We start from the raw sequence: 16,244 nt of genomic DNA on the forward strand, positions 1-16,244 counted from the left end.
TCAGGAGAGAACAGGGATCATGAAAAGGCGGATATGGATGATATGCTTAAGCTTATCGGCACTTTTCGCATTGACAGGATGCTGGGATCATGCCGAGCTTCCTGATAGAGGCTTTGTCATGGGGGTCGCCTTAGATCGAGCCGAGGACGGAAAAATTTCATTGACTACACAAATATTCAAGCCGGCCCAAGGGGTCGGCGCGGCAGGCGGCAAAGCAGGCGGAACGGCATACGTCAATGTTACGACAGTGGATGATACGGTTCCCACAGCCATTCGCGATATTCCTATTAATCTCGGACGCAAAGCCCAGTGGAGCCATACCCGCCTAATTATTATTGGTGAGAAGCTGGCTCGCGAACGAGAGATATTCAATTTGCTCGAAGTATTTTATCGGGATCACGAACCGCGACTGACGATTTCCATCATGATCGCGGAGGGAAGAGCCGATCAATATTTGAAAATGAGGCCGCACATCGAAAATACGATTGCCCAGCAGTTATTTCAAAGCGAAAAGGCGACTGCTGTTAGTAGCGGAAAAACAATAGATCTTAATTTACTGAATTTGGGCTTGCAATTGAAAAGCCAGGTCGGTAACGCTATGGTTCCCTACTTGTATTTAACGAAAGATTCATCATCCAAGGTCACGAATACAGCCGGTATCGCCATGTTTAAAGAGGGGAAGTTTGCGGGTAAAATGGAACCTGAGAAGGTTGAAATCTTACAAATGCTGTTGAATAAATATGAAGGCGGTATGATTGATATTCCTTGCCAGAATCCCTCCCAGCAGAATCCTAAAGTTGAAGCAGCGGAAGTACTCACCATGAAAAGCAAATGGAGGCCAACCGCTATGGAAGAGAATTCATTGAAAGTTCATGTAAAACTCAACATGGAAGTAGCTGTCGTGGAGTTGAGCTGCTCCAAGCTGGAAACGGTAGAAGAGGAAAAGAAGTTCGCGAAAACAATTGAGGAGCAGATGAAACATCGTATTACGGAAACAACCGATTGGTTGAAAAAAAACAAATTCGACGCCATAGGATTGGGCAACAAAGTGTATCAGAAAAATCCGTCATTGTGGAAAAAGTGGAAAAAAAACTGGGATGACCGATTTGCCGAGAGTGAGTTCGATATCGATGTTGAGGTCAAGGTCATGAACAGCGGAACCACAATCAGCAAGCCCATTTTTAAAAAATAGAAGGGACCGGAAAAATGTCGGTAAAAATATTATCGCTGTTGGTGATTTACGGGGTCATTTCGCTCGCGGACATACCGAAACTTAAAAAGTTGGGCAGCCGTGAACGTATTGCTTATTCTGGCATGCTGCTGCTTACGGTTTACCTTGGCATCAATTATATGCTTGACCTGAGATGGCCGTTTCTCGAAGAAGCCGCCGCTGTACTCATTGGTGAACCGGCTCGTCTCATCGTTGAGTTTTTGAAGGTTCCTTCTTAACCAAAAATCTGCTGCTATGGGGGTGCAAGAGATGATAGCTAAGGAGCAAATCAGCTCCGCGCAAATGTCCGTTTTATTTTTTTCTTTCATGACGGGCTCTTCTATCGTAAACATCCCCGGACCGTTAATCGGCTACGCCAAAAACGGAGCGTGGATTTCCCTATTATTGTCTATATCTGCGGGCTTATTCTTCCTATCCTGCATCCTGTATTTATACCGAAGATTCCCCGACCTGACTTTGATCGAATACAGCAGGGCTTTGGTTGGTAATTGGGTAACGGTTCTTCTCGCAATTCCCTTTATTTCGTTTCAATTCCATATGACATCCGGAATCGTCCTGGATATCGGTTTATTTATGACCAGTTCCATGATGCGGCAAACCCCTTTGCATCTATTTATATTTTTCGTATTTGTGGTTGTCGCTCTTGCGGTACGTTCAGGGATCGAAACGATTGCTCGAATGATCTTTGTTCCAATGGCCGGTGTCCTCTGTTTCATCATTCTCATTCTTGTACTCGCCTTCAAGAATTATGAGATCGATCATCTGTTTCCCATCATGCCGGATGGTGTCAAACCGGTACTTCTTGGCGCTTATTTCTCTTACGGGTTTCCCTATGTTGAGCTTGTGCTTATGGCCATGCTTCTTCCCTACGTACGCAAAGAAAGCCAAACAAATGTAAAGATGGGCATGTATCTCGCCTTGCTTATAAACGGTTTTTTTTTAATCGCCGTAACGCTCAGCACGATATTAGTGTTCGGTCCAATGGCAGGGGAACGAAATTATTCGATGTTTGAGGTAGCTCGAATCATCGACCTGTTGGAAGTCATTCAAAGGATTGAATCCCTCATCGGCATCTCCTTGATTATGGCTTCTTTTATCAAAGCAACCATTACGTTATTTATACTAAATTTAACGTTTACGAAATTGTTCAAGCTTCGGGACGATCGTATTCTGATCCTTCCCATTACGGTGGCCTGTTATTTTTTTTCACTGCTTCAAATTGGCAAAGGAGCAGCCCATTGGATTCATTCCGTATCGGTTATTCATCCTTTATGGGCCACTTTTGCTTATATGCTGCCCTTAATCGTCGTTACATCGGCTTCAGTAATAAGGAAAAAAACACCTCAATAATTCGATTAAAGTTGCGGTACTTATACGTTTTAGACACCGAATCATTTTACCGGAAATTTCCATGTCAATTTTGATTCTTCTTGGGACAAGTTAAAGGTGCTTATGTTCTTATAAACCGACAACAGTCTTTGGACATGGAGGAGAGACGATATCATTGCTTTGGATTATTTTGACCCTCTTACTGTTAATCAGCCAAGCTGCAATTGTTTTAATCAATGAATATTGTCGTCCGCAAAAAGCAGTTGCTTGGCTTGTAATCCTGTACATATTTCCGCTTATTGGTTTCCTGCTCTATTATTTTGTCGCAAAAGAATATTCCTGTTTCTATCCTGTACGGCACAAAGATAACAGGATATTGGAACATTTAAAGGAAAAACTAGCGGATAGATGCAAAATACGACTGCCAATAGATTTGGCCGACCAACCCATTCATCAGGATGAAGGTTTGCATGCCATACTTAAAAACGGAAACTCCCTCCCCATTACCGCCTGTAATGAAACAACGGTATATATCGAAGGAGAAAAAGCTTTTGATGCGATGTTTGAATCCATCTCTTTAGCGAAGCATCATATTCACATTGAATTTTACATTATCCGCGACGATAATCTTGGTACGCGGTTTCAACAATTATTGATCCAAAAAGCGCAGGAAGGAGTAGAAGTGCGGCTTCTATACGACGGGATCGGTTGCCGCAAATTAGGGAAAACCTTTTTGGAGGGGCTGCATAATGCCGGTGTAGAGACAGGTTGCTTTTTTCCCCTGCTATCCACATTCATCGACAAGCGGATCAATTACCGTAATCATCGGAAAATAGTGGTTGTAGATGGTGAAGTCGGTTTTATCGGAGGCTTAAATATCGGTGATGAATACTTGGGAAACAACTCAGAAATCGGATATTGGCGGGATACTCATTTCAAGATTAAAGGTGATGCGGTTCTGTGGATCCAATATACTTTTTCAACCGATTGGTACGAGGTCAAACAACAGTTACTAACCGCTCCCGAATATTATCCTGTTCAGGAAAGTCAAGGAAACGAATTCGTACAAATCGTGAAAAGCGGCCCGGATGAAACGATCCTCGAGCTTATTTTCTCCTTAATCGTTTCTGCGAAGAAGCGGATCTATATTGAAACGCCTTATTTCGTGCCCGATCCCAGCGTTTTATTGGCTTTGAAAACGGCTGCAATTCGAGGAGTCGATGTTCGTATCATTATTCCTGCCGTTCCTGATTCAAAGCTTGTTTACTTAGCTTCATTATCCTATGTTCGGGAATTGCTGCAAGCAGGTATTCGGTTTTATCGCTATCAAAAAGGGTTTATCCATGCCAAAGTAATCATAAGCGATGACGTGGCATGCTCCGGCAGCACAAATATGGATATGCGCAGCTTTACCGGCCAATTCGAGATTAATGCAGTCTTTTTTGATGGGAAGATCGTGGACCGCCTGCTTAAAGAATTTAATCGCGATCTTGGCGAAAGCGAGGAGGTTTTGCTCACGGAATTTGAAAAATGGCGGAAATTTCAAAAGATGAAGGAAGTATTCGCACGTCTGCTCTCCCCTTTATTTTAAAGGTACTCAGTCAATGAATGATCATCTGGTAAGAAGCGCATACTTAGAAACGATAATCAACGGATCAAGCAAAAGGGGAAGTTTATGCAGAGAACGATCCTATTCCTCTCCGAAGTATTTGGCAGCGGTCATACCAAAGCAGCGGAGGCATTGGTACAAAGTATTTCGCTTCTTGAACCGTCCATACATACCCGGATTATTGAACCGGGAAGGATACTCCACCCGATTGCAACTTCTTTGTTTCTTCGTTCATACAAGAAAATCATTACGAATTACCCTTTTTTATGGAAAATCATCTATCGATCGAATAAAAATCAACCTGTTCCCTGCTGGCTTCAGTTTATTATCTATCAATTGTTTCACAGAAATATAGAACTAATTCTGGAACAATTCAAGCCTAGTCTAGTTATTAGTACGCATCCGTTCAGCAGCTCGTCATTATCCCGGATTAAAAAATTAGGAAATCCCGTTCGCTTGTGTACGGTTATCACTGATTTTCACGTACACAGCCTCTGGGTTCAACCCGAAGTGGAACTCTATATCGTATCCGGTGATGAAGCAGGGCGGCAATTATTCGAAATGGGAATCCCGCAAGAGCGGATTGCCGTTACCGGAATTCCTATACGGATGAATTTTTGGACGAAAAACAATAAACAAGAGGCAAAGAAGGAATTAAAATTGAATAACTTGCCTACCGTGATGGTTATGGGCGGAGGGTTAGGATTGGGCGGCATTGAGGAACTTGCTTTTTCATTAATGAAGTGGAAGGAATCCATCCAGTTATTGATATGTACCGGATCGAACGATCGTCTCAGGCTTTCTTTGTTAAGAAATAAACACTTTCAGCGGGGCATGAAGAACATAACTGTAGTCATTTGGTCAATTTAGAATTAGCCATAAAAATAAATGACTTGCAAGAAATCGATGACTGGATCGATAAACTGCTTTTTTCTCCCGGAATTTTCGAACCTTGGCTTGCCAGGATCGAACAGTTCCAACAAAAAATGAATCCGCTGGCCGGAGCAAAAACTATTATAGAACTACTTGGTCAAACATAAAACCAGGGAGAAATAGGATGTATATAAAAGAAAGGGAAATACTTTTATATTTTCGCGCTTGGATACCGGAACATCCCAGAGGTGTGCTGATTTTTATCCATGGCGCGGCAGAACATTCGGGACTGTATGGCCATATCGGAACGGAGAGTATGAACCGGCAGATTGCTTGCATGGCTCCTGATCTTAGAGGATTCGGACAGTCCGCCGGACAAAAAGGTCATATTCACCGATTTCAAGATTACCTGGACGATCTCGATCAGTTGGTTATCCAAATTCAGAAGCAGTACCCGCAATTGTCCATCTTTCTGTTCGGCCACAGTTTAGGGGCTCTAATTGTCATCCGATATGTTCAACGCTTTACGAATGTTTTTGTTTTATATTTATTTTCGTTTCTGAAAATTACTCATCATCACCGGAATCATCATCGTCATTTTCATCGGACTGCTGCTCCATGGATGGCAGTCCCGCCAGATAACCAACATAGCCCGGATTTTGTACACTAACCATGAGATAGCTGAATCCGTCTAAGCCATCCACCACTTGTAATCCCGTCGCTTCACCGCCGCCCGGTACAGAAACTAAGCGAGAAAGCTTCTTGGTATCAATGTTATATGCCCATGTGTAGTTGTTTTTATGCAATTTGGAATCTTCCAGGAAATGCGGAGAGAACACTAGGTACCCGGTCCAAAATGCGAATTTTCAGATCCGGGCGGGTTTCTCTCAACTCAGAGGCTACTTCCACTCCGCTTAACCCGCCGCCGACAATGGTCACTTGCCCATACACCTTCACTTCAAAAACGTTCTGATACGTCTTTCTTGCCGACGATAAAGATTGAATGCTGTTTGCATATTCCCGGACTCCGGGAATATCGCGGAAGAGGTCGACACATCCCAGCGAAATGACGAGCCAGTCATAGCTTATCCAACCGTCGCCATCAATCTGGACGATTTTATTCGCGAGGTCTATGCGATTCACTTCCGCAAAACGTAAGGCCAGTCGAGCATCCACAGGAAATGGTGAACGAATATTCATTTCCGAAACAGGGTTCTTCCTCAGTGAGTTGATAACCAACCGATACAGTCAGATTTAAGTCAATACAAGTTCCTTTTGTTTTTCCGGTTCATTTGGTTTCTCCAATTTCGATCTCTTCGGTGGATTAGACAGCTCGGCACATTCCTTAAATGCAAAATGTTTGCAGCCCTTGCATTTGTTGAAATCAAGCCTGGTTAATGCATAGTTGATCGCTTGACCCGTATGTTCAAAAAAGTGACTCGCACCGATTCCTTCATACGATCCCGTTCTTTCCAGCAAGCTTTTCGGTTGTTGACGAATCCCGGAAACCAGCAGCTTGCCGCCGTTTTTATGAATCTTTTTGATGACGTCGACAAGTACGGCCTCTCCGCTTGTATCAAGATATGGGACCTTGCTCATGCGAAGCAATATCGTTTTCTGACCGGACTCAAGCTCTTTCGATACGGAGTCTTCAAGCGCTTGGGTTGTCGCGAAAAATAGGGGCCCTTCCAGCGTAAACATACTGATTTGCGGGCATGCGCTTCCTTTTGCCACCCGTTCCGGTACGACTTTGTTAAATTTCGTATCCGGCGATACTTTGAGAACGGAATGGACCGAATTCATCTGCTTGATAAACAGAATGACCGCACACACCAAGCCGAATTCTACCGCAGTCGTTAAATCGATGAACACCGTCAGCACGAACGTAAGCAGCAGCACGATAGAATCATACGTTTTGGTCATCAGAATGTGCGCAAATTCTTTGCGTTCGCTCATGTTCCATGCAACAACCATCAAGACCGGCGCCATGCTGGCCATCGGAATGAGCGACGCGAACGGCGAGAGAAGCAGAAGCACGGCGAGTACGACCACTCCATGGATAATGCCGGACAGCGGAGATACGCCGCCGTTTTTAATGTTCGTAGCTGTCCGTGCGATCGCTCCGGTTGCCGCAATCCCTCCGAACAACGGCGTGATCATATTGGCTAAGCCTTGCCCGATCAACTCGCGGTTGCTGTTATGCTTGCTTCCCGTCATTCCATCGGCTACCACGGCGCAAAGCAGGGATTCTATGGCCCCGAGCATGGCAATCGTGAAAGCCGGACCCATCAGCTCTACGATCTTATCCATATTGATTTGCGGAATTTGGAGGCTTGGCAGAGTGCTGGGAATGCCCCCGAATTTGGAACCAATCGTCGCGACTTGATCCGGATAAAATATGGTGGCCACCACAGTGCTCACGAGCAGTCCCACCAAAGCACCCGGAATCTTCGGTAAAAATTTCGTCATCAAAATGATAATCGTTAAACAAAGGGCGGCGGTAATCACGCTGTACACATTAACGGTGACCAGATGCGTGAAGATTTCTACTATATTTTCATGAAAAAATTCATGCTTCTTCACACCGCTAAGACCTAAGAAATCGGATATTTGACTCGAGAAAATGATGACGCCAATACCCGTAGTAAAACCGATCACGACCGGCTTCGGAAAAAACTTGATAATCGTACCGATCCTGAGCAGACCCATGAGCAAGAGCATTACCCCGGCCATGAAGCCGGCAATCAGTAAATTTTCATATCCGTACACACTTGCAATCCCGAACAAAACCGGAATAAACGCCCCCGTCGGACCGGTGATCGCAAATCTCGATCCGCCGATCAGCGAAGCCAGGATACCGGCAATAATCGTGGTGTAGATCCCGTACTCCGGCTTCACTCCGGACGAAATGGCAAATGCCATCCCTAGCGGAAGAGCGACGATGCCGACAATTAAACCAGCTACCAAATCTTTCTGCAAACTTCCGATAGAATAGCCTTGAAATCGGTCCAGCCCCAACAATCGGGTGATCATACGATTCCCTCCAGAACCATTTCTCTTTGGCTGCCATTAACGACCATTTCCAACTTCCCGGTGTGAGGGTCGATAACGAGCCCATGTACCGGAATGGTCTCAGCCAAAAACGGATGCTTTGAAATGACCGACACGGTAGACCTCACGCTTTCATACACGTTATCAAACTTCTCCAGCCAATTCTCCAGATTAATTCCGGAGTTTTCGACCATCTGTATGGTTTGCTTGGAAATTCCACGCTCCATTAACTTTTCAACAAATGCATGTGTATTCATGCACTGCATTCCGCAATCATGATGCCCTACGACGACGACTTCTTCCGCTTTCAACATGTGGATGGCAACTAGAATCGATTGCATAACAGATCCGAACGGATGCTGCACTTGAGCTCCTGCTACCCGGACGATAATTGCCTGGCCTTGATCAATGCCCATCGCCCGTTCCATAAGTTCGACCAAACGGGTATCCATGCACGCAAGAATGACCATGCGTTTGTCCGGATATTTGGTTGTTTGATACCTTTCATATCCTTTTGCGTCACAAAATCTCCCATTCGCACGAATAATTTGGAATAGATTGTCATTTTCTCTCATCATTTTTCCCTCCACACTTTTTTTTATAGAAATCTTTGGGTCTTACGGCTATAACTTACAAAACAACCCTGATGTTGTCTATAGTTTCAAGACGACTAGTCGAATGGGAACGACGAATGAATGTTATAAAATGACGAATGAATGGGGAATGTATATTTACCATAAATACAATTTAGTTCTATATTTACATGGTGTTTACATTCACTTCACATTGGGCTTACATTATGTAGCTATATTGAAAGTGATACTTACAAAGAATTTCATTTTAGGGAGTTCGTATGTACAATTTATTTCTCGTCATACCGGAGTCATTGGTCCAAACCAACTTGATTTTCTCCTTATTCGGAATTCAGTGGAAAGCGTATAAGAAACAAAACTTTTTGTTTATAGTCATCTTTGCTCTTCTCACTCTCCTCATGTTTCAACTGCAAATTCAGTTCGAGCTTAGCGTCCTGGTGAGTATTTTCATCCATACGGTATTGATGAAATGGTTGTATCCTTTTTCGTGGAATATTATTTTCCTGATCAGCATAACAAGAACCGCGATACAGAACATTATGGGAATCATTTCAATTTACATGATGCAATATACAAGCATGGACCTGCTTGTGACTTGGACCATTAACGTCATCATACTTGCCATCGGTATCTTTTTGTCCGTTAAAAAGCTGGCCTTTTTCAAATGGTTCATGGATCATCAGAAACAATATAAACAGTATTTGATCTTAATTACGACTCTCTTTTTGTTTCACGACGACTTGATCAATTTGCTCATGATTCGAAACATCAAAAACCCGCTGGAAACAAGCCTGGATGTTGTCATCGTATACGTCTTGACCGACTTGTTTATGGCCATTATCATCTACGTCATATTTTCGTTTGGTAAAAAACTGGAGCTGAAAACGATCGATACGACCGAAAGAGTGTATTTTCAAAATCTGGAAGATTTTATTACATCTGTCAGGTCGCAAAGACATGATTACCTGAATCATCTTCAGGTGATTGGGGGTTTACTTCAACGCGAAGAGTATGAGGACGTCAAACAATACTTGAATGAACTGAATGCGGAAATCCGGGGCCATGAATTTCTTTTGCAACTGGATCATCCTCCTCTGGCCGCTCTGCTTCAAACCAAAATCGAAATCGGTTATGCGCAGCATATTGACATCAAAGTCGATGCCAAGACGACGATCCCTCGTTTAGATATTAAATCTTACGAACTCGTACAAATCGTCGGAAACCTGCTTGATAATGCGATCGACGAAGAAATAAAAGCTCCTTTGCACAATCGCTCCATTGCCGTGACATTGAATCGGCTTTATGATTCGATGCTGGTTATTAGCGTAAAAAACACCAATTCACGGATTTCCACCGAGAACATAAAAAAAATATTTAACAAAGGATACACGACAAAAGAAAGACACCAGGGGATTGGCTTAGCTACGGCAAAAAGGCTCGTCACAAAGTATCAGGGGCATATCGAAGTGGAAAGCGGGGAAACGGTCGGAACAACATTCTTGGTCTTTATTCCTTATAATGAATTGAGAAAGGGGTTGAATCATGTCTTACCAGGTCGTCGTAGCGGAAGATAATCCGAAACTAAGAGAAGAGCTCGTAGCCTTTTTAACTCAAAACGGATTTCAAGTAATTGCCGAAGCAAGTACGGGAGTTGAAATGAAGGAAGCCGTTCAAAAATGTCACCCTCAAGTTTTATTTGCGGATATCGATATGCCTGACGGCGACGGGTTCTCGGCAGCAAAGCTCATGCGCATCCAGTTTCCCGAGCTGTGCATCATTTTTATCACAGGATTAAGTCAATTCGCACCGCAGGCTTTTGCGATGGAAGCCGTTGATTTTATCGTCAAGCCGTATACACATGACCGGCTTTATCAATGTTTTAAACGAATCAAACAGGCTTTGGACAAGCCGAATCATAAAACATTACCACATTTGAGCTTTCGAAACCGCAACATTGTTGAGGTTGTCGATCAAGAGCAAATTGTATTTATTTCAGCTGAGAACAAAGCGACCAACGTTTATCTGAGCGGAAAGCAAGGAAAAGTGTTTACCACGTCGGAGCCGTTAAAAGAATTGGAAAACCGGTTGGATCCGGCACTATTCATACGTACTCACCGCAGCTATATCATCAATATCAAACATATTAACCGCATTGAACCATCCGGCCAGACCTTTGTCCTGCAGTTTAAAAATTCCGTTCATAAAGCGCATGTGAGCCGCTCCTATTTAACTGAACTTTACAGTCGCTTGCAAATTCAATGATAGGTAATAAAATATAAAAGCCGATGATTTCCTTTGGCTAGGAAATATCGGCTTTTCTTATTCCATTAAATAACTTGGCATGTTTTCTTGATTAACTTTTGCGATTGCTTCTTATACTCCCTGAATTTCTTCTTCATTTCGCTGGAAAGAAAACCGGTTGGAAAATCTTCGCATACCGTATATCATATTAGCCGCTGTACAAGCAACAACGTGACGGCTTGTATGCAAAGAATTTGTTCTTTTTGAACGACCTGCTATTTTCTGAAGCTGAAGGGTTGTCCAGCCTTTTGTCTTTAAGGCTTCGTCAAACTCCTTCTGGGCAGCCTGTTTGGCTTTAAACAGCATCATCTGAATCCTGCTGTAAACGTTGATCGCCCCATCCCCCGTCGTTTCAATCGGGAGAAAGATCGCATCGGGATATCTCTCGGTGATCAATGACTGTACTCCGTCGGATACGCCGGAAGAAGGCATGCATCCGAATGGCTTGACGGAGAGCGTCATATTTACTTTCTTCTTCACCACGTTGAGAATCAGCTTCCCGACTTCCATGTGGCCCTCGCCGCCGCGCAAATGATTGTTGTAATGTTCATGGGCGACACGAGCAATCTCTTCCATATCTGGGAGGTGATAATGATACAGTCCCATAGCCTTGGCGTACATTTGGAACATGCCTCGAAGGACACGGTCGGCAAGCCACAGCATACCAAGACGAATCTTTGGATTTTTCCCTTTTAACCCGAATTTGCCGGAATCCGCTTCGCGCAGGTTCATTCGCTTTTTCGTATCGTAACGGCCCGCCCAAATGAGGAATAGAATCCAGGCCATAACCGACTGTACTTCGACCTCGGCTCCTTCGCTTTCCAGAAAGCGCTGCAGCTGATAGTTGCCGTCACCCTCGGTGGTCATCGCCCAAAACTCGCCGATGATGCTTACTTTCGGTTTGACCATTGTGCGGTCTACCTGAACGGCTTGCAATTCCTTACGGCATCGAATCAGCGCCGGTTTCAGCCGTTTCCGCTCGCTTAAGGCATCGTACAAATACTGCTTGCAACGATCCAGGGCGGAGTCCGTCGATCCGGCTGCCACTTCATAGGGCCGGATGCGGTAAGCCAGCGCGTTCAAAATGTCCCCCAGCAGAACGGCTTTCAGAAAACTGAGGAAAAACGACGTATCCAATTTTAGGGCCGATTCCCCGCCGGTGGCCTGTTTCAAACCATCCGTCTGCTGGAACAACAGGACCCGGAAACCGTCAAATCCCGCGTCGCGCAATGCCTTCCGGTACTCCGTGACATAGGTGCCGAAGCGGCACGGTCCGCAGGAGCCGCTCGTAATGAATAAATAGTTACTGACGATCTCCTCTTTGGATTTTCCTTCCACATCGCGAAGGTAATGCAGGTGTTTGATCAAATTGCCGACCGTGAAATACGTCGGGTTGCATTGCCCGCGGTTGCCAAATTCTTTCCCATAGCGCAGCGATTCGTTGTCCGGGCAGTCCAGGTGCTTCACCCGATACCCGAGCCCATGCAGCGCCCCGGCCACCAAATAATCGTGGGCCATCGTCAATCCTCCGAAAAGCAGAGTCGTGGAGGTTTTATCTTTGGCCAAAAACTGGCGCGGCACGGGATCGAACCATTGGTTCTTGTTTTCCAGATCCAAGCCTAATGCTTTTTCCTGTTCCTTCTGAAAAATCAGCAGTTTGTCCTCCAGGGACAATTGATCCTCGGACTTCTCCTTGTTTTTGACAATTGCCATAATCGGCTTCGCTCCTTATATGTGAATTTCTATATAACCTCGGCTCGCTCGTTTTGCTGGTTGCCCAGCAATTCGGCGCGTTTTTGTTCCAGAAGCTGCTGCAATTCCGCTTTTTTACGGGCCAAATCCTGCAGCCGCTCTTCATGAAGCCCCAGACTGTGGGCATAGGTCTTGACCCGGATTTTAATCGAACCGCTCGGCTTGTTGGCATCAATATCGTGCAATGCCGAGAATGGAGTTCCGGCGGCCGTGATAATCGAGTCGATCAACCCGTAAGTCGGCGCATCGTGCCCGCATTTAAAGCTGGACAGATCGAGCACCGCCACGTTAGGATGACGCGCGGCGAATTTGGCGGCCCATACTTTCTGCACACTGTTGGAACTGAAGTTTTCCGGCCATACATCGGTGACCTCAAGCGCGTATTCTACCCGCCCGCTCTGCAAATCCTTGTTGAAGAAACGGCGCAGCCAATTTTCGTCTTTGGGAATGGCGCGCATGGACAAAATCGGATAGCCGAGCACCTGAAATTCTTCCAGGACGCCATGATTCATGCCGGGATCGGAATGGTAGGGGCGCCCGATCATCAGAATGGCGAGACGGTTTTCCTGTTCTACCTGCTCCAGGATCATGCGGCCCTTCTCCTGCATTTCTTCGTCAAAAAGCTCCATCGCCTTCCAGCCCTGATCTACGGCAAAGTCGCTTTCGTCCTCCGTAATCCGGAGATGATCCGCGAACGCCTCAAACAATTGCTTCTTCATCATATTCGGTTCGGTGAATGTGACGGCAGGATCCAGATAGACGACCCCTCTCGTTTCAAAGAAGTTCACTTCTTTCGTGAAGGCGGCCTTGATTACATTGGGGGCTCCGGCTACAATCGGACAGCTGGCAGAATCCATCACATTGTGAAGATGTGTCGGAATATGGGTGATGCACGGGAAAAAAACATAATCGAGCGGTGTTTTTTCATGATGCTTGAACAACAGATTATGAACATGAGCTTGCGCCACTTTCGAAGGGTAACAAGGATCGATGGACCCGTATTTTCCGCCTTCTTGCCACATTTCCTCGCTCGTATAATCGCTGAATACAATGTTCCGTTGATTGATGCCGAGCGCCTCGAAATAAGTACGCCAAAAGGGCGCCGTAGACCAAATGTTGAGCACGCGGGGAATCCCGATGCGGATATTGCTTCGACGTTCCATTGCCTCGGCGGGAGAGCGTCTTAATGGACGGCGGCTTTGGTCTTTTCGCGTTCCGCCAAGCCCAAACCAACCGCGTCTCACCTTTATGTCATCCACAGGCACGTCCGATTCGGGCAGCGGCTCGCAATCGTAAAAGTGTTGGAACATGCGGCGAGCCTCATATTCCACCAGATTGGGATAGTGTTTTTTCAATTCCTGACGTTCCTTGGTCAATTTAAGGACGGCATCCTTGTCTTCTACGGTTCCCTTTTCACAGGAAAACCCGGAAATGTATCGGGCGGTATGTCCATCCGGCGTCTCTGAATCGATAAAGGTACGGCTGCAGTGGTTGGGACAGAAATTGCAGCGGGTGGATTCGTCGTTGCGCGACATATAACGCAGATTGATGGCGGTATCCAGTCCTAAAAAGGTTGAATACCCACGCCGTTTGACCACGCGCAAGGTTTCCATGGCTGCCCCGAGGGCTCCCGCTTCTCCAGGATGCGGATGAACGTAAACTTCGGCATCGGGAACACGCTGTTTGATATAGTCGACTTGCGCCTTGACCGCAGCCAGGTTGTATTGGGTTCCGCCTTGCAGAACGAACTTCCGCCCTAATTCGGACATGCGCGGAATCTGTACGACGTACTGCCATACGTTTTTCGGAAGTACCATAGCGAGGCCAGCGAGCAATTCCTCCTTGGAATAACCCTCCTTCTGAAAATTAACCCGATCCGCATCCAAAAATACGGCACATCCATAGGAAAACTTAGGACTCAAGCCTGCGCTAAATGCGGTATCGGCATATTCCTGAACCGGAACGCCGAACTGATCCGCCATCGCTTGCAGCAGCATCCCATTCCCGGCGGAGCATTGATTCGACAGCTTAAAGTTGCGGATATCCCCGTTTTTAAGGAACAAGACTTTGATGTCCTGGCCGCCGATATCGCAGATAACATCGATATCGCCGAATTGATTGACAGCGCTCATCATATGAGCGACCGTCTCGACAATATTCACATCCGCTTTTAATGTTTTTTCCAAAACATCCGCAGCATATCCCGTTGACCCGAAACCGATGATTTCTAATTCGGCTCCCTGCTCGTTCACCTTATCCCGGATCCGCTTCAGCAGTTCTTTCGTGTCTTCAAGCGGATTTCCTTTGGAAAGCTGATATTCCTTGAGCAGAATGTTTCCTTCGTCATCGACCAGAACGGCTTTGGATGAAGTGGAACCGCCGTCAAGACCGATCACGGCTCTTACCTTTTGCCCCGGTGTGAAGGAGACCGGTGTAAATCGGGGAATCCGATATTGCCGGCGAAATTCATCCAGCTCCGTATCATCCGTGACCAGAGGAGGACCCGCTTTCTCGCCCAATTTGGCTTTCCGGCCGTGGGCAATAAATTCTTTCAGTCCCTCCAGCCCCAAATAATTTCCAACGCCGGCCGGTTCATGCATGCCGTACAGCACCGCGCCAAAAGCTGCATAATACTGCGAATTGTCAGGTACAAAAATCAATTCTTCGATGGGTATATCTCTGGGATAATTGTATCCGCGATCCTGCCAGGTTTGCGGGATTCGCAATCGCCAGCATTCCTGGAGGAACGGCAGATATGTATTCGGTCCGCCCAGCAGCAGAACACGGTGGCGCAGCGTATTTCCGCGTGTAAGGACGGAAAGGTTCTGCATGACGATCGCATCCGCGAGAGAACACATAATTTCAGGTGACGGTATCCCGCTTTTCACCAGATTGACAATGTCCGTTTCCGCAAACACCCCGCACTTGGCGGCCACATGATGCAGCTTGCTGTCATCAAAGTGAAGTTTACCGACTTCTTCCATCGGCATTCCCACCTTGATCATACACTTGTCTATGGTGGCGCCAGTACCCGATGCGCACTTGTCATTCATGGAGGTCAGCGCTTGCTTATTGCCCGTTTCCTCATTTTCCTTAAAAATGATGATCTTCGCATCTTGTCCCCCCAGTTCAATTACACTGCCGACGTCGGGGTGAAGGTGCTCAACCGCCATGGAAACGGCATTGACTTCCTGAACAAACTTTGCTCCAATGTGCGGGGCAATAGGCCCGCTGCCGGAGCCTGTCGCAAAGACTCGGATGTTTTCTTTTTTCATGTCGGGAAACTCATTGCCGATCGCAATCAGCAAATCCAGTACTTTTTCCGCCTGCTTCGTATGGTGGCGCTGATAGTCCGACCAAAGGATTTGTTTGCTTTCAGGCTCCACTACTGTGGCTTTAACGGTCGTTGATCCCACGTCAATGCCTATGATCAGAGTGTCTGTACCTTTGTTTATGTATTCCATCACATAACCCCTTTTTTCCAATTCACGTACTGACCCTAGGT

At 45.9% G+C, this 16,244-nt stretch carries 14 protein-coding genes; 8 read left to right on the forward strand and 6 right to left on the reverse strand.

Going from position 1 to position 16,244, the window contains the following annotated elements:
- Window positions 1-19: 19 nt before the first annotated feature.
- The 6 genes from ICC18_RS12915 to ICC18_RS34750 all read left to right on the forward strand — a co-directional run bounded on the left by ICC18_RS12915 (window position 20) and on the right by ICC18_RS34750 (window position 5,712).
- A complete protein-coding gene (locus ICC18_RS12915; RefSeq protein WP_188174843.1) occupies window positions 20-1,192 on the forward strand; it encodes a Ger(x)C family spore germination protein in 1,173 nt (390 codons plus the stop codon).
- 14 nt (window positions 1,193-1,206) lie between these two features.
- On the forward strand, window positions 1,207-1,449 hold the full coding sequence (locus ICC18_RS12920) for a hypothetical protein (RefSeq protein ID WP_188174844.1): 243 nt from the start codon (window positions 1,207-1,209) through the stop codon (window positions 1,447-1,449).
- Between the two features lie 31 nt (window positions 1,450-1,480).
- A complete protein-coding gene (locus tag ICC18_RS12925; protein ID WP_188174845.1) occupies window positions 1,481-2,581 on the forward strand; it encodes a GerAB/ArcD/ProY family transporter in 1,101 nt (366 codons plus the stop codon).
- A 154-nt stretch (window positions 2,582-2,735) separates the two neighbouring features.
- The gene (gene cls, locus ICC18_RS12930) at window positions 2,736-4,151 is read left to right on the forward strand and encodes a cardiolipin synthase (RefSeq protein ID WP_188174846.1); all 1,416 of its coding nucleotides are present in this window, start codon (window positions 2,736-2,738) and stop codon (window positions 4,149-4,151) included.
- 84 nt (window positions 4,152-4,235) lie between these two features.
- Entirely contained in the window at window positions 4,236-5,039 is an 804-nt protein-coding gene (locus ICC18_RS12935; RefSeq protein WP_223192550.1) for an MGDG synthase family glycosyltransferase, read from the forward strand.
- 187 nt (window positions 5,040-5,226) lie between these two features.
- A complete protein-coding gene (locus ICC18_RS34750; protein ID WP_188174847.1) occupies window positions 5,227-5,712 on the forward strand; it encodes an alpha/beta fold hydrolase in 486 nt (161 codons plus the stop codon).
- Here ICC18_RS34750 and ICC18_RS12945 read toward each other — a convergent pair.
- The 4 genes from ICC18_RS12945 to ICC18_RS12960 are packed head-to-tail and all read right to left on the reverse strand — an operon-like array spanning window position 5,609 to window position 8,671.
- Window positions 5,609-5,848 carry a hypothetical protein gene (locus ICC18_RS12945; RefSeq protein WP_188175351.1) on the reverse strand — a complete coding sequence of 80 codons (240 nt, stop codon included), beginning with the start codon at window positions 5,846-5,848 and terminating at the stop codon, window positions 5,609-5,611. The genes ICC18_RS34750 and ICC18_RS12945 overlap by 104 nt on opposite strands.
- On the reverse strand, window positions 5,841-6,242 hold the full coding sequence (locus ICC18_RS12950) for an FAD-dependent oxidoreductase (protein WP_188174848.1): 402 nt from the start codon (window positions 6,240-6,242) through the stop codon (window positions 5,841-5,843). Before ICC18_RS12950 ends, ICC18_RS12945 begins: the two co-directional genes overlap by 8 nt.
- A gap of 54 nt (window positions 6,243-6,296) precedes the next feature.
- Window positions 6,297-8,075: a SulP family inorganic anion transporter gene (locus ICC18_RS12955; protein WP_188174849.1), complete on the reverse strand. Its 1,779-nt coding sequence runs from the start codon at window positions 8,073-8,075 to the stop codon at window positions 6,297-6,299.
- Window positions 8,072-8,671, reverse strand: coding sequence for a beta-class carbonic anhydrase (locus ICC18_RS12960; protein WP_376745633.1), 600 nt, complete (start codon window positions 8,669-8,671; stop codon window positions 8,072-8,074). Before ICC18_RS12960 ends, ICC18_RS12955 begins: the two co-directional genes overlap by 4 nt.
- A gap of 275 nt (window positions 8,672-8,946) precedes the next feature.
- On the opposite strand from ICC18_RS12960, the gene ICC18_RS12965 reads away from it, so the two are divergent.
- Window positions 8,947-10,260 carry a sensor histidine kinase gene (locus ICC18_RS12965; protein WP_188174850.1) on the forward strand — a complete coding sequence of 438 codons (1,314 nt, stop codon included), beginning with the start codon at window positions 8,947-8,949 and terminating at the stop codon, window positions 10,258-10,260.
- The gene (locus ICC18_RS12970; RefSeq protein WP_188174851.1) at window positions 10,229-10,948 is read left to right on the forward strand and encodes a LytR/AlgR family response regulator transcription factor; all 720 of its coding nucleotides are present in this window, start codon (window positions 10,229-10,231) and stop codon (window positions 10,946-10,948) included. The genes ICC18_RS12965 and ICC18_RS12970 overlap by 32 nt, the downstream gene beginning before the upstream one ends.
- Before the next feature lie 111 nt (window positions 10,949-11,059).
- On the opposite strand, the gene ICC18_RS12975 is transcribed toward ICC18_RS12970, so the two are convergent.
- On the reverse strand, window positions 11,060-12,700 hold the full coding sequence (locus ICC18_RS12975) for a 2-hydroxyglutaryl-CoA dehydratase (protein WP_188174852.1): 1,641 nt from the start codon (window positions 12,698-12,700) through the stop codon (window positions 11,060-11,062).
- 29 nt (window positions 12,701-12,729) lie between these two features.
- Window positions 12,730-16,203, reverse strand: a complete 3,474-nt coding sequence (locus tag ICC18_RS12980) for a BadF/BadG/BcrA/BcrD ATPase family protein (RefSeq protein ID WP_188174853.1) — start codon at window positions 16,201-16,203, stop codon at window positions 12,730-12,732.
- Window positions 16,204-16,244: the final 41 nt, after the last annotated feature.

Origin of the sequence: Paenibacillus sedimenti (genome assembly GCF_014534655.1) — a bacterium.
Lineage (GTDB): Bacteria > Bacillota > Bacilli > Paenibacillales > NBRC-103111 > Paenibacillus_E > Paenibacillus_E sedimenti.